General features: G+C 71.5%; 23 protein-coding genes and 1 tRNA gene. 11 read left to right on the top strand and 13 right to left on the bottom strand.

All coding sequences use genetic code 11. From position 1 onward, the window contains the following. Positions 1–41 precede the first annotated feature (41 nt). Complete coding sequence (locus C2L58_RS33615) at positions 42–1,145, bottom strand: S1 family peptidase (protein WP_103341682.1); 1,104 nt, start codon at positions 1,143–1,145, stop codon at positions 42–44. Between the two features lie 456 nt (positions 1,146–1,601). Here C2L58_RS33615 and C2L58_RS33610 point away from each other — a divergent pair, with 456 nt between their 5' ends. After that, positions 1,602–4,511: an ATP-binding protein gene (locus C2L58_RS33610; protein WP_103341681.1), complete on the top strand. Its 2,910-nt coding sequence runs from the start codon at positions 1,602–1,604 to the stop codon at positions 4,509–4,511. 91 nt (positions 4,512–4,602) lie between these two features. Then, complete coding sequence (locus tag C2L58_RS33605; protein WP_103341680.1) at positions 4,603–5,211, top strand: DUF1345 domain-containing protein; 609 nt, start codon at positions 4,603–4,605, stop codon at positions 5,209–5,211. Between the two features lies 1 nt (position 5,212). On the opposite strand, the gene C2L58_RS33600 is transcribed toward C2L58_RS33605, so the two are convergent. From C2L58_RS33600 to C2L58_RS33585, 4 genes are all read right to left on the bottom strand, one after another. Beyond that, on the bottom strand, positions 5,213–5,908 hold the full coding sequence (locus tag C2L58_RS33600) for a G1 family glutamic endopeptidase (RefSeq protein WP_103341679.1): 696 nt from the start codon (positions 5,906–5,908) through the stop codon (positions 5,213–5,215). A 223-nt stretch (positions 5,909–6,131) separates the two neighbouring features. Continuing rightward, positions 6,132–7,187, bottom strand: coding sequence for an ABC transporter substrate-binding protein (locus C2L58_RS33595; protein WP_199191582.1), 1,056 nt, complete (start codon positions 7,185–7,187; stop codon positions 6,132–6,134). 1 nt (position 7,188) lies between these two features. Next, positions 7,189–8,079, bottom strand: coding sequence for an ABC transporter permease (locus tag C2L58_RS33590; protein WP_103341677.1), 891 nt, complete (start codon positions 8,077–8,079; stop codon positions 7,189–7,191). Then, complete coding sequence (locus tag C2L58_RS33585) at positions 8,069–8,875, bottom strand: ABC transporter ATP-binding protein (RefSeq protein ID WP_103341676.1); 807 nt, start codon at positions 8,873–8,875, stop codon at positions 8,069–8,071. The genes C2L58_RS33590 and C2L58_RS33585 overlap by 11 nt, the downstream gene beginning before the upstream one ends. A 192-nt stretch (positions 8,876–9,067) precedes the next feature. Here C2L58_RS33585 and C2L58_RS33580 point away from each other — a divergent pair, with 192 nt between their 5' ends. Together C2L58_RS33580 and C2L58_RS33575 are read left to right on the top strand one after the other, a co-directional pair. Then, on the top strand, positions 9,068–10,651 hold the full coding sequence (locus C2L58_RS33580) for a sensor histidine kinase (protein ID WP_103341675.1): 1,584 nt from the start codon (positions 9,068–9,070) through the stop codon (positions 10,649–10,651). Further along, positions 10,648–11,307 (top strand): response regulator, encoded by a 660-nt coding sequence (locus C2L58_RS33575; protein ID WP_103341674.1) that lies wholly within the window; start codon positions 10,648–10,650, stop codon positions 11,305–11,307. The genes C2L58_RS33580 and C2L58_RS33575 overlap by 4 nt, the downstream gene beginning before the upstream one ends. 1 nt (position 11,308) lies before the next feature. Here the strand turns inward: C2L58_RS33575 and C2L58_RS33570 are convergent, their stop codons facing one another. Together C2L58_RS33570 and C2L58_RS33565 are read right to left on the bottom strand one after the other, a co-directional pair. Continuing rightward, a complete protein-coding gene (locus C2L58_RS33570; protein ID WP_103341673.1) occupies positions 11,309–11,944 on the bottom strand; it encodes a hypothetical protein in 636 nt (211 codons plus the stop codon). A 96-nt stretch (positions 11,945–12,040) separates the two neighbouring features. Continuing rightward, positions 12,041–12,853 (bottom strand): SDR family NAD(P)-dependent oxidoreductase, encoded by an 813-nt coding sequence (locus C2L58_RS33565; protein ID WP_103341672.1) that lies wholly within the window; start codon positions 12,851–12,853, stop codon positions 12,041–12,043. A 132-nt stretch (positions 12,854–12,985) separates the two neighbouring features. On the opposite strand from C2L58_RS33565, the gene C2L58_RS33560 reads away from it, so the two are divergent. After that, positions 12,986–13,783 carry a trypsin-like serine peptidase gene (locus C2L58_RS33560; protein ID WP_103341671.1) on the top strand — a complete coding sequence of 266 codons (798 nt, stop codon included), beginning with the start codon at positions 12,986–12,988 and terminating at the stop codon, positions 13,781–13,783. Positions 13,784–13,801: 18 nt separating this feature from the next. After that, positions 13,802–14,026, top strand: a complete 225-nt coding sequence (locus tag C2L58_RS33555) for an RNA-binding S4 domain-containing protein (protein WP_013222201.1) — start codon at positions 13,802–13,804, stop codon at positions 14,024–14,026. Here C2L58_RS33555 and C2L58_RS33550 read toward each other — a convergent pair. Beyond that, a complete protein-coding gene (locus tag C2L58_RS33550; RefSeq protein ID WP_233226073.1) occupies positions 14,023–14,964 on the bottom strand; it encodes an Ldh family oxidoreductase in 942 nt (313 codons plus the stop codon). The genes C2L58_RS33555 and C2L58_RS33550 overlap by 4 nt on opposite strands. 101 nt (positions 14,965–15,065) lie before the next feature. Here C2L58_RS33550 and C2L58_RS33545 point away from each other — a divergent pair, with 101 nt between their 5' ends. Next, complete coding sequence (locus tag C2L58_RS33545) at positions 15,066–15,347, top strand: DUF2277 domain-containing protein (RefSeq protein ID WP_103341669.1); 282 nt, start codon at positions 15,066–15,068, stop codon at positions 15,345–15,347. Between the two features lies 1 nt (position 15,348). Here C2L58_RS33545 and C2L58_RS33540 read toward each other — a convergent pair whose 3' ends face one another. After that, on the bottom strand, positions 15,349–15,783 hold the full coding sequence (locus C2L58_RS33540) for a VOC family protein (protein ID WP_103341668.1): 435 nt from the start codon (positions 15,781–15,783) through the stop codon (positions 15,349–15,351). A gap of 80 nt (positions 15,784–15,863) precedes the next feature. Between C2L58_RS33540 and C2L58_RS33535 the strand changes: the two genes are divergently transcribed. Further along, on the top strand, positions 15,864–16,703 hold the full coding sequence (locus C2L58_RS33535; protein ID WP_199191581.1) for a patatin-like phospholipase family protein: 840 nt from the start codon (positions 15,864–15,866) through the stop codon (positions 16,701–16,703). Here C2L58_RS33535 and C2L58_RS33530 read toward each other — a convergent pair. Beyond that, entirely contained in the window at positions 16,684–17,154 is a 471-nt protein-coding gene (locus tag C2L58_RS33530; RefSeq protein WP_103341666.1) for a hypothetical protein, read from the bottom strand. The two genes, C2L58_RS33535 and C2L58_RS33530, sit on opposite strands and share 20 nt — an antisense overlap. Before the next feature lie 64 nt (positions 17,155–17,218). Here C2L58_RS33530 and C2L58_RS33525 point away from each other — a divergent pair. Continuing rightward, positions 17,219–17,305 (top strand) — tRNA-Ser (locus C2L58_RS33525). A 33-nt stretch (positions 17,306–17,338) separates the two neighbouring features. Here C2L58_RS33525 and C2L58_RS33520 read toward each other — a convergent pair. Further along, positions 17,339–17,812, bottom strand: coding sequence for a MarR family winged helix-turn-helix transcriptional regulator (locus tag C2L58_RS33520; RefSeq protein WP_199191580.1), 474 nt, complete (start codon positions 17,810–17,812; stop codon positions 17,339–17,341). Between the two features lie 510 nt (positions 17,813–18,322). On the opposite strand from C2L58_RS33520, the gene ypfJ reads away from it, so the two are divergent. Continuing rightward, on the top strand, positions 18,323–19,252 hold the full coding sequence (gene ypfJ, locus C2L58_RS33515) for a KPN_02809 family neutral zinc metallopeptidase (protein WP_103341664.1): 930 nt from the start codon (positions 18,323–18,325) through the stop codon (positions 19,250–19,252). Positions 19,253–19,315: 63 nt separating this feature from the next. Here the strand turns inward: ypfJ and C2L58_RS33510 are convergent, their stop codons facing one another. Further along, on the bottom strand, positions 19,316–20,857 hold the full coding sequence (locus C2L58_RS33510) for a M28 family metallopeptidase (protein WP_199191579.1): 1,542 nt from the start codon (positions 20,855–20,857) through the stop codon (positions 19,316–19,318). A gap of 81 nt (positions 20,858–20,938) precedes the next feature. On the opposite strand from C2L58_RS33510, the gene C2L58_RS33505 reads away from it, so the two are divergent. Next, on the top strand, positions 20,939–21,916 hold the full coding sequence (locus C2L58_RS33505; RefSeq protein ID WP_103341663.1) for an NAD(P)H-quinone oxidoreductase: 978 nt from the start codon (positions 20,939–20,941) through the stop codon (positions 21,914–21,916). A 5-nt stretch (positions 21,917–21,921) separates the two neighbouring features. Here C2L58_RS33505 and C2L58_RS33500 read toward each other — a convergent pair whose 3' ends face one another. Continuing rightward, complete coding sequence (locus C2L58_RS33500) at positions 21,922–23,121, bottom strand: cysteine desulfurase-like protein (RefSeq protein ID WP_103341662.1); 1,200 nt, start codon at positions 23,119–23,121, stop codon at positions 21,922–21,924. Positions 23,122–23,145: the final 24 nt, after the last annotated feature.

The following is a 23,145-nucleotide window of genomic DNA, read 5'->3' as shown; positions in this document are numbered from 1 at the left end:
GAGGCGCCCGGAACCCGCCCTTTCGCTGTCTTGAGAACGACTCAGCTGGTCTTCAGCGTCGTGCCGGTGCCCGACAGCGCCGGGGCGATCGGGAAGAAGTACGTCACGGACGTGTTGCCGCCGGACAGCAGGCCCTGCGCGTAGTTGCCGGCGATGAAGCCGCCGCCCGAGTCACCGGCCGCCGAGCGGACGTTGGTCGCGGTCATGCCGTTGACCGTGCCCTCGGAGTAGCGGACGCTCTGGTTCTTGGCGCCGATGGTGCCGCAGGTCCAGCCGGTGGTCGAGCCGGCCTTGCAGACCGACGAGCCGGTCGCGGCGTTCGACGAACCCCGCACCGCGGTCCCGTTGTTCATCTGCGCGACGGGGGTCCAGTTGCTGTTGGTGCGGACCGCCGCGTAGTCGCTGCCCGGGAAGCGGTAGGTGATCCAGCTGCCGAGCGCCGCGCCGTTGGACCCGGTCAGCGACCCGCCGCCGGTGAGCGCGCCGCAGTGGCCGGCGGTGAGGAAGCCGGTGGTCGTCGAGAACCCGACGGAGCAGCGCGACGAACCGCCGATGTAGTAGGCGTCCCCGCCGCGGATGTTGGCGTAGGTGGTCGGCACCGACGCCGTTTCGCGGATCGCCACCGCGGCGGAGTCCACACCGGACTTGGCGAGGAACGCGGTCGCGGCGGCGCGCTGGCCCTGCAGCACGTCCAGGGTGACGCGGTTGGTGGCGTCGTCGACGCCCCAGCCGGTGATCGCGGCGGGCGCGGCCTTGTCGGCGGCGTTCAGCCTGTCCACAGTGGAATTGAGCTGGCGGGCGCTGAACCGCACGACTTCGGCTTCCGCACCGGCTTCGCGGATCTTGCCGGCCAGCGCGGCGTTCGTCGTGGTGACGTGCGCCTTGCCCGTGGCGGCGTTGTAGGTGGCGCCGCCGAACGCGTCGCCGAGCGCCGCGGTGAGCGACTCGGTGACCTTGTTCGCGACGTCCTCGCTCTTCAGCCGCGCGAGCGCCTGGTCGTGGGTCAAGCCGAGGTCCCGCTGCATGGCGGGCACCATGTCCGGGTTCAGCAGGTCCTGGCCCGACGCGGGGACGGCGGTCGCGGCCAGCGCGCCCGTCGCCATCACCGCGGTGGCAGCGGCACCGAGAAGTCTCGCGATCTTCATGCTTCTCCCAAGTGGTTACGGTGGTTACGCGCGGCTCCGCATCGGCCACGCAGTGGTACTCCCCCGAGTGAGCGTCCCCGCAGTGGGCGTTACGGTGCAATCCGGGCGCCCGGCGAATGGGTATACGCATTCACCGAGGACGAATCCCCTGCTCCGGCGGGCTCAAGCGCCGGGCGTCACCCGGTCGGACAGGTCCGTAAGTAGGGTTTATGTGAACTACTTTCAGTAGTCACGCGCAGTACACGAACGCGTTAAGCGACGCTCGAACGCGCGATCGGCCGGAGTTTCGTACGCAGGGTGAGCCGATCCCCCCGGATCCCGCAGCAAACCGGTGACGGCGAGTAGGCGGACGTGTGACAACGGTACCGGCCACGTATTCGGTGAAAGGTTTACGGACGGATCGGCGCTGCTTAGGCTCCCGCGCACCAGTGCTTCGGTGCGCGTCGAGGAGGTCAAATGTGGCTGACCACCCCCCGCCCCACCTCGGTGTCCGTCCGGTCCGGACCCGCCCGGCTGACCGGCCGCGACACCGAGCTCGACGCCATCGTCGCCGTGCTGCGGAGGCGCCCGGCCGCGATCCTCATCGAAGGCGAGCCGGGCATGGGCCGGACCCGGCTGCTCGCGGAGATCGGGCGCCGCAAGGAGTTCGACGGCGGCCGGGTGCTCACCGGCGCCTGCCAGCCGCTGCGTGAACCGTTTCCCTACGGGCCCGTCCTGGAAGCGCTTCGCGCGGTCGGTGCCGGGCCGCTGGGGCCGCTCAGCCCGGTCGCCGGCGTGCTGCGGCCGTTGCTGCCGGAACTCGCGGAAGCGCTTCCCCCGCGGCCCGAGCCCCTCGCCGACCCGGTCGCCGAGCGCCACCGCGTGTTCCGCGCCCTGCGGGAGCTGCTGGCCGCCTGCGGGCCGGCGCTCGTGCTGATCGACGATCTCCAGTGGGCCGACGAGGACACCCGCGACTTCCTGCGGTTCCTCGCCGGCACGATGCCGCCCGAGCTGGCGGTGGTCACCACCCACCGGTCCGCCGCCGATACGGGGGCGGCGACCCGGGGAGCGGCCTTCCGCACCGATCCGGCGGTCCATTCCGCCCGCGTCGCGCTCGGCGCGCTCGACGTCGGGGCGGTGCGCGAGCTGGCCGCCGGCCTCCTCGAACTACCCCGGGTGACCGACGACTTCGCGGCCAAGCTGCACGAGTGCACGGCCGGGATCCCGTTCGTCGTCGAGGAAACCCTGCGGGCGCTGAAGGAAGCGGCCGACCGGCTCCCGGTCGGCGAGGTCCTCTCCGACCGCCTGCTCGAAAACCTCGAAGTCCCGGTCCTGCTGCGGGAAGCCGTCACCGACCGGCTTTCCGCGCTGCCGGGGCCGGCGGTGCGGCTGGCCGGCGCGGCCGCGGTGCTCGGCGTCGGCGCCGAGGCCGACGTGCTCGGCGAGCTGGCCGGCCTCTCCGGCGACACCCTCCGCACCGCGCTGCTCGACACCCTCTCCGGTGGGGTGCTCGGCGAGGTCGGCGACGGCAAGTACGGCTTCCGGCACCCGCTGGCCCGCAAGGCGGTCTACGACACCGTGAGCGGCCCCGAACGCGCGTTGCTGCACGCGCAGGCGATCCGCGTGCTCGCCGCGCAGCCGTCCCCGCCGCTCACGCTGCTGGCCCGGCACTCCCGCGCCGCCGGCCGCGTCGACCAGTGGCGGCACTACGCGGAAGCCGCCGCCGACGAGGCGATCACGCGCGGCGAGACGTCCCGCGCGATCGACCTCCTGCAGTCGGTGCTCGCCGAACCCGGCCCCACCCAGGCCGATGTCGGGCGCGTGGCGGGCAAGCTGAGCCAAATCGCGCTGCGGGGGTTTCGCCCCGAAGTGCTCGGCACGCTGCAGCGCGTCCTCGAAGAGGTGACGCTGCCGCCGTCGGTCCGCGGCTCGATCCGGCTGAGCCTCGGCATGCTGCTGGTCCGGACCATCGGCGGGCTCGGCCGCGGCCGGCTGGAGGTCGAGCGCGCGGTCGGCGAGCTGACCGACCGGCCGGACCTCGCAGCTCGCGGGATCACCCTGCTCGCCCAGCCGATCGACGGGCTGACACCGCTGTCGTGGCACGAATCCTGGCGCGCTCGGGCGGGCGAGGTGTACGAGCGGCTCGACGACCCGGAGCTGCGGCTGGCGCTGACCGCCGACCGCATCGCCGCCGCTTCGCACGTCGGCGACGGCTCGGCGTGGGCGGAGTTCGAAGCGCTGTCGGACACGGTCGGCACCGTCGCCGAGCGCGTCCAGCTGGCCCGGTTGTGGTGCAACCTGGCCGACGGCCAGTCCTGGGCCGGGCACCTCGACCGCGCCGAACGGCTGGTGACCGAAGGCGTCCGGCGGGCGACCGACGCCGGTGCGTTGTACGCGATCGGCCTGATCCAGGGCACCCGCGTCCGGCTGGACTGGGTGCGCGGGCGCTGGACCGGCCTGGCCGAGGCCGCCGAGCAGCTGCGGGACAGCTACCCGGAGCTCGGCCCGATCGTCATGGAGTCGTCGCTGGTGCTCGGCGGGCTCGCGGCGGTGCGCGGGGAGTTCGCCGCGGCGCAGCGGCACCTGACCGCGGCGAGCGTGCACGCGCCGGACCGCGGCCCGATCCCCGTGGTGCTGTCGGCCGCCGGGGTGCTGATCTCGGTGCTGCTGGCGACCGACGACGTCGACGGCGCCTGCGCGGCGGCCGACACCGCGATGGCCGCGGCCGGGCGCAAGGGCGTCTGGATCTGGGCGGCCGCGCTGGTCCCGGTGGCGGCACAGGCGTACGCGCGGGCCGGGCGCTGGCCCGAGGCCGACAACGTCGTCGAAGCGTTCGCGCGCGGCATCGAAGGCCGGGACGCGCCGGTGGCCGCGGCCGCGCTCGTGGCGGGCCGCGCGGTGCTGCTCGAAGCGCGCGGCAAGCACTTGGCCGCGGCGACGTTGTACGACGAAGCCGTGTCCGGCTACGCGGCCCTGCCGATGCCGTACCCCGCGACGGCCATGCGAGAACGCGCGTCGATGTGCCGCCTCGCGGCGGGCAACCGTTCGGCCGTCGACGAGCTGGCCGCGGCGGCCGAGGCGTACGAGCAGCTCGGGGCGACCCGCGACGCCGGACGTTGCCGTCACCAGCTGCGCGAGCACGGCGCTTGGGCGCCATCCCAGCGCGGACGGCGCGGGTACGGGAGTGAACTGTCGCCGCGCGAGCGGGAAGTGGCGCGGATGCTCGCGGAAGGCCGGACGAACCGCGAGATCGCGGACGGGCTGTTCCTCTCGCCGCGGACGGTCGAACAGCACGTGGCCAAGGTGCTCCGCAAGCTGGGCGCGCGTTCGCGGACGGACGTGGCCAGGAAACTGCCGGGCGAGGTGGCGACCGCACCGGCTGGCTAGCGGGGCGTCGCCGTCCTACCTTGAGCGCGTGACAGAAGAGGCACTTCCCGCGTGGCGGCGGCGGACGTCCGGCGAGACCCGCTGGCCCGCGATGGGCGTCGTCGTCGCGACGCTCGTCCTGCAGGTCGCCCTGCCCGATGACATGGCGCTGCGCCCGTGGTGGCTGCTGCCCAGCGTCTCCGTGCTGCTCGTCGTCGCCCTGCTGCTGGTCAACCCGGGCCGGATGTCGCAGTTCAGCGCCGTCGAACGGGTCATCTCGCTGCTGCTCGTCGCCGCCGTGACCGCGGTGAACGCCGGCTCGGCGGTGACGCTCGTCTACTCCATCGCGAACGGCACGATCGGCGACCGCGCCGGGGCCGTGCTGGTCACCGGCGGGACCGTCTACTGGACGAACATCGTCGCCTTCTCCCTCTGGTACTGGGAGTTCGACCGCGGCGGCCCGGGCCGGCGGGCCGCAGGCCGGGCCGAATTCCCCGACCTGCAGTTCCCGCAGATGGCCGACCCGGACCTGGCGCACCGGGACTGGGAACCGTCCTACCTGGACTACCTCTACTTCTCGTTCACCAACGCGGCGGCCTTCAGCCCCACCGATGTGCTGCCCCTGCGGATCTGGGCGAAGATGACGATGATGCTGCAGGCCGTCATCTCACTGGTGCTGGCGGTCATGGTCGTTGCGTGGGCGATCAACAACCTCAAGTGATTCAGTGGCGGGTCATCGTGAAGCTCTGGCCGTCGGAGCCGACGGCGCTCGGGCTCCAGGTGTAGCGGCCCCGGTCGTCGGCGTTCAGGCCGGACGGGCTCGTCGAGGCCAGGTTCGTCCCGTTGAACTTGACGCCGGTGAACTTGATGCCGCCGGAGATCGACGGGTACGAGTCGGTCGGCGACTCGATGATCGCCTCCGCCGACGCGTGCTTCGACGTCAGCGACTTCGTGGTGCTCTTCGACCAGCCCTTGGTCGTGTCGGCCAGGTCCAGCCGGTAGGTGTTGGTGGCGGTGCGCGTCACCGTCGCGGTGATGTGGTCGCCCGCGCTGACCGAAACGCTGTAGTACACGGGCGCGGCCGGGTACATCTCGTACCAGGCCGAATACACCGGACTCCCGCTGGAGCAGTCGGTCTCGACGCCGGTCTGCTCCACAGTGGACGATCCGTCGCCGTCGATGCCGACCCACGGCGCGAACAGGTCGTTGGTGGACGTGCAGCTCACGGACGGTTCCGTCCAGCTCGCGGTGGCCGTGGTGAAGCTGCCGAAGCTGACGTAACCGCCCCAGTTGCCGCCCGAGAACTGGTGTCCGTGGAAGTGTGAGCCGTACTCGACGGCAGCGTGGGCGGTGCCGGAGACGGCGAGACCGGCGGCTGCGGCGGCGATCGCCGTGAGGACGCGAAGGGTTTTGGACATGCGGGGACTCCGTTCACCGATGGGGACCGGGGAAAGCCGTGTGTGCCCAGTGTTGGATTCGCGCCCGCGAGAAGGTAGCTACTTTCGAAGGGTCTTCACATTCCGGGAAATACTCACCATTTGCCGGAATTGAACCGAAAAGACCCGTGAAGGCCTCCGCGGGGGAAAAGAGGCCTTCACGGGTCCATGTCGCTCACCTACCGCCCGGTCAGGTGAGCGGGGCTCATTGCTGCGCCTGCGCGTGCGCGGCGTCCACGAACTGGGTCGTGTACGTCTTCGACAGGTCGATCTTGTCCTTCTTCGGCTTGACGTTGCTCGACGACGAACCGAGCACCTTGAGCACGTTCTGCGCCCCGGCCGGGTCCATCCGGCCGTCCTCGGTGAACATCGGCAGGCTGTCCTCGAGCGACTTGACGTACAGCGCCTTGTCCCCGCCGGCGAACGACGGCGGCATCATCGCGGCGACCTGCGCCGGTGTGTGCGACGAAATCCACTTCAGGGTCTCGACGTACGCATTGGCCAGTTTCTGCACGATGTCCGGATAGCGCTTCACGATTTCGCAGCCCATGTACAGCGAGCTCGCCGGGTACAAACCGCCCAGCGCCGCCTTGGTGCCTTCCGGCGTGCGCATGTCGTAGAGCACCTTCGCCTGGCCCGTGTTCGTCAGCTGCGCGATCGTCGGGTCGGTCGTCATCCCGGCGTCGATCGAGCCCTGGTTCATCGCCGAGATGAACGTCTGCCCGGCGCCGACCTTCACCGGCGTGTACTCCTTCGAGCTGACGCCACCGCGCGCGGCCAGCGCCTTGGTCAGGAAGTCCGTCGACGAACCCAGTGACGTGACACCGAGGTTGCGGCCCTTGAAGTCCGCGCCCGACTTGACCTCGCCGGCCTTCTTGGTCGCGACCATCTCGGCCTCGCCCGGCACGTTCGCGAACTGCACGACGCTTTCGATGCACTGTTCCTTGGCCTGCAGGTCGATCGTGTGGTCGTAGAACCCGACCACCGCCTGCACCTCGCCGGCCAGCAGCGACGTCTCGGCGTTCGCCCCGGACGGCTGGTCGAAGAGCTCGACGTCGAGGCCCTGCTTCTTGTAGGCGCCGATCTGCTGGGCCAGCTGCCCGGGCAGGTAGATCACCTTCGACAGGCCACCGACCATGATCTTGATGTGCGGCTGGCCGCCGGTGCCGAGCGAGATCTCCCGCGAGTCGCGGCAGGCGGTGAGCCCGGCCGCGGCGACGGCGACCGCGGCCACCACCCCGACTGTCCTTTTGAGACGCATGTCAGACCGCCTTGATCGCGGCTTCGGAGGCGGACGGCGGGCGCCACCGCAGCAGCCTGCCCTCCAGCGTGCTGATCCCCCACTCGGCCAGCAACGCGACGACGGTGATGATCAGCATCCCGGCGTACACGCCCGCGGTGTCGAACGTGCCCTGCGCGTTGGCGATCAGGAAGCCCATGCCGGCCTTCGCGCCGGTGTACTCGCCGACCACCGCGCCGATCAGCGCGAAGCCGAACGCCACGTGCAGCGACGACAGGATCCACGAAGTCGCGCTCGGCAGCACGATCGACTTCAGCACCTGGCCGCGGGTCGCACCGAGGATGCGGGCGTTGTCGATCAGGTTGCGGTCGACCTCGCGGGCGCCGGTGAAGGCGTTGAAGAACACCGCGAAGAACACGAGCACGACGACGGTCGCGACCTTCGACGACAGCCCGAGCCCGAACCAGATGACGAACAGCGCGGCGAGCACGATGCGCGGCAACGCGTTGGCGGCCTTGATGAACGGCGCCAGCACCTGCGCCAGGTACGCGCTGCGGCCGAGGACCACGCCGAACACGACGCCGAAGATGGCACCGATGACGAAGCCGATCGCGGCCTCCTCGACGGTCACCAGGATCTGGTACCAGATCGAGCCGAAGTCGGTGCCGGCGCTGAACCACTCGACCAGCCGTGCCCAGATCTTCGACGGCTTCGAGTAGAAGAACGGGTCGATCCAGTACGTGGCGGTCAGCTCCCAGCTGCCCAGCCAGACGACGACGATCGCCAGGCGCAGCAGCCAGATGTTGCGCCTGCGCTTGGCCGTGGCCTGCTTCGCGCGGGCCAGGATGTCCTGCTCGGTCTCCAGGACCGGCAAGGGAGCAGCGGACGGCGCCGCCGGGGTCTCAAGCGACATTGCTCGCTCCCTTCTCACGGGCCTTGTCGACCTCGCTGCGCAGTGATTCCCAGATGTCGGCGTAGAGCTTGCGGAACTCCTCGGTCAGCCGCAGGTCCTCGACCTTGCGCGGCCGCTCCAGCGGAATCTCGAAGACGTCCTTCACGGTGGCGGGCGACGACGTCAGCACGACGACCTTGTCCGCCAGCGCGATGGCCTCGTCGAGGTCGTGCGTCACGAAGATCACCGCGGCACCCGAACCGGACCACAGCCGCAGCAGCTCGTCCTGCATCAGCGCCCGCGTCTGGACGTCGAGCGCGGAGAACGGCTCGTCCATCAGCAGGATCTTCGGCTTGGTGACGAGCGTCTGGGCCAGCGCCACGCGCTTGCGCATGCCGCCGGAGAGCTGGTGCGGGTAGTACTTCTCGAACCCGGCGAGCCCCACCCGGGCGATCCAGTCGACGGCCTGCGCGCGGGCCTCGGCCTTCGGCACGCCGCGGAACCGCGGGCCGGAAGCGACGTTCTCCAGCACCGAACGCCACGGCATCACCGCGTCGGTCTGGAACATGTAGCCGACCCCGTCCGGAATGGACTTCACGTCCTCGCCGTTCACCCGCACCCGGCCGGCCGACGGCGGCTGCAGGCCGGAGACCAGCGAGAGCGTCGTCGACTTGCCGCAGCCGGTGGGGCCGACGACCGCGACGAACTCGCCGGGCCGGACGGTCATGGTCAGATCGCGGACGGCCGTGTGCACGGACCCGGACCCGCTCGGGAACCGCTTGGTGGCTCCGGTGAGTTCGATCAGTGGGGGAACCATGGTGGAGGTGACTCCTTCGTCACGTGGTGGGGCTCACGTTGGGAAGGGACGTTAAGTACGTGTGGCGCCCGCGTGAAGCTTGTCGACGTTCTTCGCGCCGGCGGTGCGTTCTGAATGTTTTGCTCATTTAGCGCACGGGCTTGACCTGGGGGTATGTTCCCAGCCATGCCAAAGTGGGCGCTCTTCCCGCGAATGCGGTTCAGCAGGCAGGTGCTGCTGCTGCAGATCGGCGTGGTCGTCCTCGTCGTCGGAATCGGCGTCGCCCTGGTCAGCGTGCTCCTTCGCGACACCCTCACCGACCAATTCGGCGAGCGTGCGCTGGCTATCGCGAAGTCGGTGGCGGCGGACCCGGTGGTCGTCGCAAACGCCACCGCGAAGATCCCCGGGGGCGCTCTGCAGGAACGCGCGCTGGCCGTGGGAGACCGCACGAACGCGCTGTTCGTCGTGATCACCGACGACCGGGGTATCCGGCTCGCGCACCCGACCCCGACCGAGATCGGCAAGAAGGTCAGCACCTCGGCGGAGCGGGCGCTCGCCGGGTTCGACGACATCAACACCGTGGCGAGCGGCACCCTCGGCCTGTCCGTCCGGAGCAAGACGCCGATCTGGACCCCGGACCACAGCCGGGTGGTCGGCGAAGTCAGTGTCGGCTTCGAGGTGGCCCAGCCGATCAGCGAGTTCAACCAGAAGCTCGCGATCACGCTGCTGTTCGCCGGCGGCGCGCTGCTGCTCGGCGCGGGCGCGTCGGCGCTGCTGAACCGGCGGCTGCGGCGCGTCACCCACGGCCTCGAGCCGCACGAGCTCACCGAACTGCTCTACGAACGCGAAGCCGTGCTGCACGGGATCGGCGAAGGCGTGCTCGCCGTGGACGAGCACAACCGCGTCTCGGTGCGCAACGACGAAGCCGAGCGCCTCCTCGGCACCGAACTCCCGATCGGCGCGGCGATGGCCGAGCTCGAGCTCAGCCCCCGCCTGCACAAGGCCGTCGGCGAGGGGCGCCCGGTCGACAACCTCCTCGCGGTGGCCGGGAACCGGGTGCTGGTGATCAATTCGCGGGCCGTGCGCCTGGACGACCGGCCGATCGGCACCGTGCTCACCTTCCGCGACCGCACCGACCTCGACACGCTCACCCGCGAGCTCGACGGCATCCGCGCGCTGTCCGACGGCCTGCGCGCCCAGCGGCACGAGTTCGCCAACCGGCTGCACACCCTCTACGGGCTGCTCCAGCTCGGCCACCACACCGAAGCCGTCGAGTACCTGCAGACGCTGACGGACTCGTCGTCGGCGCGGCCGAGCGAGCTGGGCGACGCCGTCGCCGACCCGTACCTGCAGGCGCTGCTCGTCGCGAAAACCGAGCAGGCGCAGGAAAAGGGGCTCGTCCTCAAGCTCGCCGAAGACACCTGGGTGCCCACGGCGGTGACCGACCCGATCGCCGCGAACACCGTGATCGGCAACCTCGTCGACAACGCCCTGCACGCCGCGCGGATGGGCCCGCGGCGGCCGGCGACCGTGGAGGTCGGGCTGCTCGCCGAGGGCGGCACCCTGCACGTGTCCGTTGTGGACAGTGGCCCCGGCGTGCCGGCGGACCTGCGGCGGCGGTTGTTCGACGAAGGCGTCTCGACGAAGATCGCCCCCGGGCACGGCCTCGGCCTGGCGCTCGCCCGGCAGGCCGCCCGCGCCCGCGGTGGCGACGTCTGGCTGGCCGACCCCGGCGAAGGCGAGACGGGCGCCCTGTTCGTCGCCAAACTGCCCGGAATGCTGACGGAGGACGGATGATCCGCACGCTGATCGTCGACGACGACTTCCGGGTCGCCGGGGTGCACGCCGGCTTCGTCGAGGAGGTCGACGGCTTCGCGGTGGTCGGCACCGCGCACACCGCCGCCGAGGCGCGCGCCCGCGTCCGGGAACTCGCGCCGGACCTGATCCTGCTCGACGTCTACCTGCCCGACGAGTCCGGCCTCGCGGTGCTCCCGGAGCTGCAGACGGACACGATCGTGCTGTCCGCGGCGACCGACAGCACGTCGGTGGCCGCGGCGATCCGCGCCGGCGCGCTGAACTACCTGATCAAGCCGTTCACCACCCGCCAGCTCGCGGAGCGGCTGACGTCGTACGCCCGGTTCCGCGGCCTGCTCGCCGAAGACCGGGCGCTGGCCCAGGACGACGTCGACCGCGCGTACCGCGTGCTGCACGACCAGGACCGCACGACCGCGCCGAAGGGCCAGTCGACGGCGACGTCCCGGCTGGTCTCGGAGCAGCTGCGACGCGCCGGGCGGCCGCTGTCGGCCGCGGAGGTGGCGGGCGAGCTGGGCATGGCAAGGGCGACGGCGCAGCGGTACCTCACCGCGCTGGCGGAGTCCGGGACCGTCCAGATGCGGCTGCGCTACGGCGCCACCGGCCGCCCCGAGCACGAATACCTCTGGTCGGAGGCCTGACTCAGCGGCCGCCGTAGCGCCGCGCCATGCTCTCGGCGACGTCGACCCACGCCTGGATCGGGTTGCTCACCGGCGGCGGGGTGGCCGACGACGGCAGGTCGACCCGGGCTTCGGCGTCCTCGTCCGGCACCGGCTTCTTCGGCTGCGGTTTCGGCAGCGCCTGCGCCTGCGCTTGCCCCTGCTTCGGCGCCGGCTTCGCGGGCACCGCCACGTAGACGGTCTTCGGGGCGGGCGTGACGGCGGGCGGCGCCGGCGGAGCCTGGGCGACCGGCGGTTGCGGCGCGGGGGCCGCGGCCACCGCCGGGCGCGCGTCGAGCTGAGCGACGTCACGTTCCGGGGCGAACAGGCCGCCGGCGAAGAGCCCGCCGCCCAGCCAACCGGCCGCGACGAGCAGCACCGCGGCCCCGCCACCGAGCCACGTGCGGGCGCGGCGCCGGATCACCACCGACTTCGGGCGCAGGTCCTGGTCGCACACCGGCGGCCGGGTGTAGATCGGCTCCTCCGGCTGAGCCACCTCGCCGTCGGTGCGGCGGCGCCGGGGCAGGCTCGCCGCGACGATGCCGGTGCGATCCAGCAGTTCCACCGCGGTGCGGTCGCTGGACGGACGGGTCGCACTGCGCGGTGCGGTGCGAAGCATCGGGGACCTCCGGGACGGGGCTGGCGGACCCCCAGCATTCTGGACCGTTTCGGACGGTTCTGTCAGAAACGCAACTCCATTGAGTGACAGCGCGGCTCAGCTCTGCTTCAAGCCGAGCCGGGCGAGCGCCGCCAACGGCCGCTGGTAGGCCGCGCCGAGCACGCGCGGAATGGCGTCGATCACGTAGGCGTCCGGTCCGATGAGGATCCGCGCCGACTTCCGCTCGATCCCGCGCAGGATCGTCTGCGCCGCCTTCTCCGGGGTGGTGCGGGCGATCCGCTCGAAGCCCTGCGCGGCCTTTTCCTGGTCGTCGGCGGCACTGCGGGAGTTGCGCACGATGTTCGTCTTGATCCCGCCCGGGTGCACGCAGCTCACCGCGACCGGGTGCCGGGCGATCAGCATTTCCTCGCGCAGCGCTTCGGTGAATCCGCGCACCGCGAACTTCGCCGCGTTGTAGGCGCTCTGCGTCGGCACGCCGACGAAGCCGAACACGCTGGAAATGTTGACGACGTGCCCGTCACCGGACGCGATCAGGTGCGGCAGGAACGCCTTGGTGCCGTTCACGACGCCGCCGAGGTTGATGCCCATCAGCCAGTCGTAGTCCTCGAACGTCATTTCCTCGACGGTCGCGCCGAGCGCCACGCCCGCGTTGTTCACGACGACGTTGACCGCGCCGAACTCGTCGGCGACCTCTTCGGCGTGCGCGAGCACGGCGCCGCGGTCGGCGACGTCCAACGTGTACGCGCGGGCGTTGTCGCCGGCGAGCTTGGCCGTCTCCTCGGCGTTCGCGGTGACGACGTCGGACAGCGCGACGCGGGCCCCGCGCCGGGCGAACTCGCACGCGAGCGCGCGGCCGATGCCCGAGCCGGCTCCGGTGATCGCCACGACCTTGTCCGCGAACTGCTTCATCGGCTCTCCCGACCGTCCGGTGTTACTCCCGAGTAGGGAATGTTAGCGGCTGTGAGCTTGCTGTGGGTGTGCTGATTGTGTCGGTGCGTCGTCCTATGGTGGTCTCTCCGGCAGCACCGAGACGAGGAGGCGATGATCTTGCGGCGGCCGTTCGTCCTGCTCACGCTCGCCGCGATCGTGCTGCTCGGCGTGACCTTCGTCGTGGTCGCCGCCGCCCGGCCGGCGCAGCTGGCGAGCGCCACGACACCGGAGCTCGCCACGGCCGAGGCGGCTCCGGCCGACCTGCCCGCGGTGTCGAGCCCCGCGGTCGGAGCGCTGTTCGCCGAGGGCGAGCACTACTGCACCGCCAGCGTCGTGCACAGCGAGCGCGGTGACGTGCTGCTGACCGCTGCCCACTGCATCCACAACGGCGAAGGCGGCGGCTACCTCACCGGCGTCACCTTCGCGCCCGGCTACCACGACGGGGTCGCGCCGTTCGGCTACTGGGCGGTGTCGGACGAGCTCGTCGCGCCGGGCTGGGCCGCGTCCTCGGACCCGGACCTCGACGTCGGCTTCGCCACCGCGCACCAGGCGGGCACCGCGAAGTCCCTGGAGAGCCTGGTCGGGGCGAACCTGCTGGCCACCGGCACCGCGTTCGAGCAGGCCATCACGCTCACCGGCTACCCGGACGACTCCGAGGTGCCCGCGGTCTGCCGGAACACCACCGCCAAGCAGGACACCTACCAGCTGCGGGTGGACTGCGCGGGCTTCCCGACCGGCACCAGCGGCGGCCCGTGGGTCGCCGGGCAGAACCCGGAAACCCGGCTCGGCACGGTCATCGGCGTCATCGGCGGCTTCGAGTTCGGCGGCGACGACGCCGACACGTCGTACTCGAGCTACTTCGACACCGACGTCCTCGCGCTCTACCGGCAGACGACCGCCCGCACCTGAGGCGGCATGATGCGGGGCATGAGCGAGCCCGTCGACGTACCCATCACCGGAGAGCCGATCCGGCTCGGCCAGTTCCTCAAGCTGGCCGGCCTCGCCGAGGACGGCTCCCACGCCAAGGACCTGATCGACGCCGAAGAGGTCACGGTCAACGGCGAGGTCGAGACCCGCCGCGGCCGCCAGCTGACCGACGGCGACGTCGTGGCGGTGGGCCCGGACCGCGGCAAGGTGATCCTGGTCCGCTAACCGACGCTGGTCAGCGGCGGCAGGCCGAGCGACCGGGCGAGCGCGTCGAGTTCGCGGCGCACCGGCCCGGCCAGCGGCACGCCCAGCGCCCGGCACTGCTCGAGGTGCTGGGCCTCCCGCCAGCCGGGGTAGCGGATCGGCGCGCCGCCGTCCCAGCCGAGCATGCTGCCGAACAGCGCGCTCGCCGCCCGGTAGAAGCCGTCCGCGCTGCGCAGGGTCGTCGGCGCGATGGCCAGCACCAGCAGGCCGGTGTCGTGCTCGTGGTCGGCGACGCCGGAGAGCACCCCGGCGAGGACCTCGACCAGCAGCGTCAGCCCGGCCGCTTCCGAGCCCGGCCGGTCCATGTCGAAGACGAATTCGGGGTACGCGCCGCCCGGCGCCGCCATGCCCAGCGGGTTCATCGGCTGGCCGGGCTCCCCGCCCGCGGCCAGCACCAGCCCGATCATGGCGTGCGGCAGCGCCCGCGCGGCGTGGTGCCCGGCCCGGCCGAACGGCCCGATGCCGCGCAGCGAGACGAGCCCGACGCCGAAGCGGCCGGCCCGCGTCACCGCCCGGTCCATCGCGTCGCCGACGGCCCAGAGGCCGAGCGCGCGGCGGTAGTCGATCAGCGCGGCGGCCCCGCGGTCGGCGATCATCAGCGGCTCGGCGTGCGGCACGACGAGCCCGTTCTTCAGCAGCGGCAGGTGCACGCGGGTCAGGTCGGCGACCCCGGTCTCCGGCGAGCCGGTGAGATCGCCGTGGCAAAGCGCTTCGGCGGCGATGCGGGCGCGCGCTTCGGGGAGACCGTGCGCGGCGAAGACGTGCGCCACGAGGGTGACCAGTTCGTCGGCCCGCACGCGGGGCCAGGCCTGTTCCGGGATCGGGGTTTCCGGGGCCTCTTCTTGGAGGATGCCGGGTTCGGGACGGGCGGAGCGGAACGGGCGTGGTCTGAGGGGCACTTCCCCGACCTTGCCCAGCGGCGGTTCGGGCGTCAACGAAGCCGGGCCCGGCCTACCCGACCGTGTGATCGATGCCCGCGAAAAGCCGTACCCTGAGCGGCATGTGCCGAAACATCACCACCCTGCGAGGGCTCCAGCCGGCCGCGACGGGCGAGGAGATCGAGGCCGCGGCCCGCCAGTACGTCCGCAAGGTCACCGGCGTGCAGTCGCTGTCGGACGCCACGCGCGAGCCGTTCGAGGCGGCGGTCGCCGAAATCACCGAAATCACCACCCGGCTGCTGGAGCAGCTGCCCGAGCGCCGCCAGCCGCCGGCGACCGTGCCGCCGCTGCGCCGTCCCGAGGTCCAGGCGCGGATCGCCGCGAAGGCCATGCGCCGGCCTTGAGTCAGCGCACGCGCTGCGCGTAGCCCTGCTCGCCGGTGTGGTCGACGCCGTCGTCCTTCGCCAGGCTGTAGAGCCGGATTTCGGTGCCGTCGGGGTCGGTGCAGCGGACCATCCAGCCGGTGGTGGCTTCGAACAGCGGCGAGTGCTCGACGCCGAGCTCGTCCAGCCGCGCGATCCACGCGTCGGCGGCCGCGCGGTCGGCGATCGAGAAGCAGACCGGGTCGAACCCGGCGAGCCCCGCGGCGGCCGCCTCCTGCACGCGCAACGCCACCGGCACGCTGTCGATCGCCCCGGCGACCCCGCGCACGACACCGTCGGCGTCCGGGAACTCGTGGGTGACGTCCAGCCCCAGCACGCGCTCGTACCACGCGCGGCTGCGCGCCAGGTCGCTCACGGGGAACTTGACGTGGTGGATGCCTTCGATCTTCGCGGTCATTTCCGCCCCTCTCGCCGCACCGACCTGGAGGGTAATCCCGGCGGCCGGGAATTGTCGGACCCCGTCGCTAGGCTGCCCGCATGGGCGGACAGGCTTTGGTTTTGGGTGGCGGCGGGATCGCCGGAATCGCGTGGACGACGGGGCTGCTGGTGGGCTTGGCCGAACACGGCCAGGATCTGACGGGCGCGGACCTGCTCGTCGGGACGTCGGCGGGGTCAGTCGTGGCGGCGCAGGTGGCGAGCGGGCGGCCGCTGGCGGAGCTGTACGCGCGCCAGGCCGATCCGGCGCACCAGACGCCGGAGATCCCGGCCGAAATCGACTTCGAGAAGTTCGCCGCCGAGTTCGGCGGCGCGCTCACTGGTGCGACCGACCCGGCCGAGGTGCGGCGAGCGGTCGGGCGGCTGGCCCTGGCGGCCGAAACGGTGTCCGAGGCGGAGCGTCGCGCGGTGATCGAGGCGCGGCTGCCGGTGCACGACTGGCCGGCGCAGCGTCTCGTGATCGTGGGGGTGGACGCGGAGACCGGCGAGCCCCGCCGCTTCGACAGCGAGTCCGGCGTCTCGCTGGTCGACGCGGTGGCGGCGAGCTGCGCGGTCCCGGGCGTCTGGCCGGCGGTGACCATCGACGGCCGCCGCTACGTCGACGGCGGCGTCCGCTCGGCCGAGAACGCCGACTACGCGACCGGCTTCAAGCGCGTGACCGTGGTTTCGCCGCTGGGCGTGGACGCCCCGCTGCCGATGGAGAAGCCGCTGCTGGAGGTCCTGGAAGACCTGCGCGCCGCGGGCGCCGAGGTCACCCTGATCACCCCGGACGAGGCCTCGAAGGCCGCGGCCGGCGCGAACCCGCTGGACCCGGCCACCCGCACCCCGGCGGCCGAAGCGGGCCGCGCACAGGGCGCGGCCCTCACTTTGACCTGGACCTGAGCGGCCGGGCCGGCACCAGCAGGCCGGCGATGCCGAGCAGCAGCCCGCCGCCCGCGAGGGCGAAGATCCAGGGGCCCGGCAGCCGGACTTCCCGCGCGGTGTCGGTCGCCGGCTCGGCCTTGCCGGGCCGGTAGCGCACCTCGAAGCGGGTGCCCCGGACGTAGCCGGGGCCGGTCCGGAGGTGGGTGTGGCGGTCGTAGTGCGCGGGCGTCCGCACGTCCATGAGCCGGCCGTCGACGCGCGCGACGACCCGATCCAGGGACACCACCCGTTCCACGGTCGCCGGAGCCACGACCGAACCGGCCCGGTCCCGGAGCGTGGCCGCCAGGAAGATCAGGCCACCGAAGGACACCAGCACGATCGCCAGGCAGGCCATCGAGAACGCCGTCGCCGGCGGACCCGGGGCGTCGGCCGGCCAGCCGGGGCCGTCCGGATCCCATCGCGTCTTCACGGCGTGACGACGTCGGAGGCGCGGCCGGGGTTGCCCGGAACCGTCGGCTACCCTCGTGGGCAGGGGTAGCGTGTCCGAGCGGCCGAAGGAACATGTCTTGAAAACATGCGAGGGGGCAACCTCTCCGTGGGTTCGAATCCCACCGCTACCGCACTGAGCACCCGGGCGCGCCGAGCGCCCGGGTTCAGCTTTCCGGCTCCAGCAAGTGCGCCTGCACGCGTTCGAACGCGGCGGCGATCGTCGCCTGCTCCTCGGGGCTCAGCAGGTCGATGAGGTGCTCTCGCACGCCCTCGACGTGCGTCGGCGCCGCCTTCTCCAGCAGCGCCTCGCCCTCGTCGGTCAGCTCCGTGATCACGCCGCGCTTGTCCTCGGGGTCACGCGCCCGCCGGACCAGGCTCGCCTCCTCGAGCTTGGCCACCTGGTGCGAAAGCCGGCTCTTCGTCGAGCCCATCATGAAAGCCAGTTCCGACATCCGCATCCGGTGGTCGCGCTGCATCTGCAGGCAGACGAGCACTTCGTAATCGACCAGTGACACCTCGTGGCACTCGGTCAGCTCGCGGTGCAGCCGCTGCCGCAGCAGGAGGGTCGCCACGATGTAGGAGCGCCACGCCGCCATCTCGGCCTCGTTCAACCACCGCACAGCCCGCTCCTCGGTCATAAGACAGCGTAGAACGCTGATCAAGGAACCGCGCGGTCCGAGTCCGATTCGTCTGCCGGTGAAAATACCGTGGCAACATCGCCCGAAGGTGGGGTTACGAAAAGGTTGAGACTCGGCCGGGAAAGGCGCATTCTGCTTGTGGGCGGACGTTCGGCCAGGTAGGCGGCGCGGCGAAGGTGACGTGCCGGCCCGGCTCCCCCGCCAGGAGAGGTCAGGTGGTTGTGTGACGGGTGAACCTCGCGGTTGACCGCCCGCTGCGTCCCCGCGACCGGAACGGACACCTACCGGATCGGCCGCGATTGTGAACAGCCAAGAGCGGGCTTCCATGCGCATCACGCATACGGCGTCGGTCGGGCCTGGCTCCGGTCACGGTCTCGGAAGCTGTGACCACAGCGCCTGAACGCCGGCCCCGGAAGCGGCCAGCCGCTCGACCAAAGACATACCTCGGTACAAGAGCCTGGGCACGGCAGTCAGCGCGACGGCCGGGCCCAGGCTCGTTACGATTCCCGGGTGAGATTCGACGACGACGCCGGCCTGGACACCTCCGAAGTCCAGGACCTGCGCGGAAGCGGTGGAGGCGGCGGCGGGATCGGCGGCCGCGTGGCGCTCGGCGGCGGTGGACTCGGCGTCGTCGGGCTGATCATCTACTTCGTGTTGTCCCAGCTCGGCGGGGTCAGCGCGCCGAGCGGGAGTGGTCTGGGCGGTGGGCTCGGCAGCGTCGGGTCCGGCGAGCAGGTCGACAACTCCAAGCTGTCCAGCGAGTGCAAGACGGGCGCGGACGCCAACAAGAACCACGACTGCGCCATCGTCGCGATCGTCAACTCCGTCCAGGACTACTGGGCGCAGCAGTTCGCGCGCTCCGGCTCGACCTACCAGAAGGCGCCGACGAAGTTCTTCAACGGCGGCGTGCGCACCGGCTGCGGCAGCGCCACTTCGGACACCGGCCCGTTCTACTGCCCGGCCGACTCCGACGTCTACATCGACCTGTCGTTCTTCGACGAGCTGAAGACCCGCTTCGGCGCGCAGGGCGGCCTCTTCACCGAGGCGTACGTGCTCGCCCACGAGTACGGCCACCACGTGCAGAACTTGCTCGGCACCTCGAAGAAGGGCACCGGCACCGGCCCCACGTCCGGTTCGGTCCGCTTGGAGCTGCAGGCCGACTGCTACGCCGGCGTCTGGGCCAACCACGCCTCGACGACGCCGACCGAGAGCGGCAAGCCGCTGATCACCGACGTCACCCAGGACGACATCAACGCCGCGCTGGACACCGCGTCCCGCATCGGCGACGACTACATCCAGGAGAACCTCGGCGGCGGCCAGGTCGACCGCTCGAAGTTCACCCACGGCACGTCGGCGCAGCGCAAGAAGTGGTTCACCACCGGCTTCCAGACCGGCGAACCGGCCCGCTGCGACACCTTCGGCACGAACAACCTCGGCTGACGGCCAAACCCGTCGTGAGTGGTAAGGCGGGTTAGAACCCGCCTTACCACTCACGACCCGGGGTCAGGCAGTCAGCGCGTGCGGGTCACCGGCCACGGCGCGGGCGGAGAAGTTCCGCTGCGCACCGCGTTCGGCGGCCTTCTGCTTGGCCGCCTTGGCCTTGCCCGGCTGGACGCCGTTGACGCTCTCGGTGCTCGTCGCGTAGACGCCGAGGGCCCACGCGACGCCGTCGGCGTTGCGGTCCAGCGCGACCCGGTCGATGTTGCCCAGGTTGTCGCAGGCCTGGTGGTAGCACGGGTCGAACGCGATGCCGGCCGTGCCGCCCCACTTCGCCGCCTGCGCCGGGGTCTTCAGCACCTCGGCGCCGGTGTCCAGGCCGCCGGCCGGGATGCCGACGGCGATGAACTCGCCGTAGTCCGAGCGGCCGGTGAAGTCGGTGCCCTCGAGGGACACGCCCCGCGCGGCCTGCATGAAGTCGACGAAGGTCTTCTCGATCTGCGCCGAGCCGTACGGGCCCGCGCCCGCGCCGACGCCGTCGGAGTTGTCCCCGTCGTAGGCGAAGTAGCCGGCGTTCGGCGAGCCGATCATGTCGAAGTTGAGGTACAGCGCGATGTCGAGCTGCTGCTCGAACGTCAGCTGGTCGACGTAGTAGGTCGAGCCGATCAGGCCGAACTCCTCCGCGCTCCAGAAGCCGAAGCGCACGCCGTTGTTGACCTTCGGGCTGCTCCCCAGCTGCAGCGCGGTCTCGAGCAGGGTCGCCGAGCCGGAACCGTTGTCGTTGATGCCCGGGCCGGCCGGGACGCTGTCGAGGTGCGACCCCAGCATCACGACGTTGTCCTTGCGCCCGGTCTTGGTCTCGGCGATGACGTTGTAGCTGGTCCGGGCCTCCTGGAAGGCCCGCAGCTCCAGCGTCACGTTCTGCCCGCCGAGCGTGGCCAGCTGCGCCCCCGCGGCCGCCGTCACGCCCCCGGTCGGGATCTTCGCGTTCTCCGGGCCCCCGAGCGTCCCGTTCAGGGCGCCGTCGGTGTTGTTGTAGACGATCGCGCCGATCGCCCCCGCGGCCGCGGCCGTCTGCTGCTTCTGCGCGAACGAGCAGCCGCCGCGCTTGATCAGCGCGATCTTGCCCGCGACGTCCGCGGTGTAGTCGGTGGCCTCGCAGCCGCTGGTGTCGTCGACGGCGATCACGGCGAGCGGCGCGGTGATGCCGCCGACCGGCGTCGACGTCGTGTACTCCATGGCGATGACCGGGACGTTCGCGCCGCCCGCGGTCAGCTTCTCGGCCAGGGTCTGCGAGTAGGTGAACGGGAACTCCTGGCGGGTGACCTGGAAGCCGGCCGCCTCGAGCTTGGTCGCGATGTACTCGGCGGACTTCTTGTGGCCCTCGGTGCTCGCCGCCCGCGTGCCACCGTTGGTGTCGGCGATGCGCTGGAGCGCGATCAGGTGCCGGTTGACGCCGTTGGCGTCGACCTTCTTGACGAGCTGCTTCGCCAGGGCCGGCCCGTCGGGAACGGTGTTCGCGGCGGCGGCCGGGGTCAGGCCGAGCACCAGCGTCGCGCCGGCGGCCAAGGCCAGCGGCGGGAGAAATTTCGTTCTAAAGGGTGACATGGTTGCTCACCTTTGTTCGATATGCGAAGTCCGTCAATGCGCCTTTCGGCGGGAACTTCACCGCCGGTATACAGTCGACACATGTACGCGATCACCATCCGTGAACCAGGTGACCCGGACGTTCTCGAGTGGGCGGAGGTGCCGGATCCGCGGCCCGGCCCCGGCGAGGTGCTGCTGGAGGTCGCGGCGAGCGCGGTGAACCGCGCGGATCTGCTGCAGCGCCAGGGCCAGTACCCGCCGCCGCCCGGCGCGAGCGAAATCCTCGGCCTCGAGTGCTCCGGCACGATCGCGGAACTCGGCGAAGGCGTGACCGGCTGGAACGTCGGCGACGAGGTCTGCGCCCTGCTTTCCGGCGGCGGCTACGCGGAGAAGGCCGTCGTCCCGGCGGGGCAGCTGCTGCCGGTGCCGGGCGAGATCGACCTGATCACCGCGGCCGCGTTGCCCGAGGTGGCCTGCACGGTGTGGGCGAACGTCCTGATGCACGCGAAGCTCACCGAAGGCGAGGTGCTGCTGGTCCACGGCGGCGCCGGCGGCATCGGCACGCACGCCATCCAGGTCGGCAAGGCGCTGGGCGCCACCGTCGCCGTCACCGCGGGCTCGCCGGACCGGCTCGAAAGCTGCCGCCAGCTCGGCGCCGACATCACGATCAACTACAAGGACCAGGACTTCGTCGAGGTCCTCAAGAAGGAAACGGGTGGCGCGAACGTCATCCTCGACAACATGGGCGCGTCCTACCTGGGCCGCAACGTCGACGCGCTGCAGCAGGACGGGCGGCTGGTCATCATCGGCATGCAGGGCGGGGTCAAGGGCGAGCTGAACGTCGGCACGCTGCTGGGCAAGCGGGCTTCGGTGTTCGCCGCGGGCCTGCGGTTCCGGCCGCTCGACCAGAAGGCGGCGATCGTCGCCGACGTCCGCGAGCGCCTGTGGCCGCTGGTCGCCGAGGGGCTCGTCAAGCCGATCGTCGGCCAGGTCGTGCCGATGGCCGAAGCCGCGACCGCGCACCGGATCCTCGAAGAGGGCAGCGTCTTCGGCAAGGTCCTGCTGGCCGCGAAGTCCTGACTGCGTCAGCGCAGTTCGTCGAGCACCCGCACGAGCTGGTTGATCTCGAAGACGTTGGAGTAGTGGGCGAGCCCGATCCGCACGGCGCCGCCCACTTCTCCGACGCCGAGTGACGCGAAGACGCCGCTCGTGCCGTCGTCGGCGAAGGCACACAAGCCCTGCTTGGCCAGGTACTCGGCGACCTCGGGCGACTTCTTGCCGGCGACGGCGAAGGCGAGCGCGGGGATCCGGCGCATGGCGTTGCCGATGACCATGATGTGCCGCAGCGACAGCAGTTCGGTGGACAGCTGCGCGAGCAGCCCGGCGTGGTAGGACTTCGCCGACCCGAGCGAGGTGACCAGGCGCTCGCGCCGCGAGCCGGTGGCGGCGTCGTCGAGGCCGGAGAGGTAGTCGATCGACGCGATCAGCCCGGCCAGCAGCGGGTAGGCGTGCGGGCCGAGCTCCAGCCGGGCGGCGCCGCGGGCCATCGGGTCGAGCGACGCCGGCGGGATCCGCTCGATCAGCTCGGGGTCGCGGAAGACCAGCGCGCCCACCGACGGACCGCCCCAGGCCTGCGCGGACACGACCATGACGTCGGCGCCGAGCGCGTTGATGTCCAGCGGCAGGAAGGGTGCGGCGTAGGTGGCGTCGACGACGACGAGCGCGCCGACCCGCTTGGCGAACTCGATGATCGTCGGCACGTCCGGCCGGGTGCCGACGGAACCGGACGCGAGCGTGACGGCGACGGCCTTGGTGCGCGCCGACACGAGCTGCTCGTACTGCCACGCGGGCAGCTCGCAGGTCTCGATGTCGATCTCGCCCCAGCGGATGACGGCCCCGACCCGCTTGGCGGCGCGCTGCCACGGCGCGAGGTTCGCCTGCTCGTCGAGCCTCGAGACGACGAGTTCGTCGCCGATGGTCCAGCGCTCGGCGAGCGCGTCGACGAGCCGGCGCAGCATCACCGGCGCGCTCGGCCCGAGCACGACGGCGGCCGGGTCGGCCCCGACCAGGTCGGCCACGGCCCGGCGGGCCGCGGTCACGATGCTTTCCGCGCGTTGTGAGGCCGGAAACGCTCCGCCCGGCCCGGACACCGGGGCGCGCATCGCCGTGGAAACGGCCGATGCGACCTGTTCCGGGACCAGCATTCCGGCGGCGCCGTCGAAGTGAATCCAGCCGTCACCCAGCGCGGGAAAGAGCCCACGGATACGAGCGACGTCGAACGCCATGGGGACACCGTACGGACGTGCGGT

The sequence above is a fragment of the Amycolatopsis sp. CA-126428 genome (assembly GCF_002904335.1).
Lineage (GTDB): Bacteria > Actinomycetota > Actinomycetes > Mycobacteriales > Pseudonocardiaceae > Amycolatopsis.
Note: the sequence above shows the minus strand (reverse complement) of the source record. Positions and strands in the feature narration are given on the sequence as shown.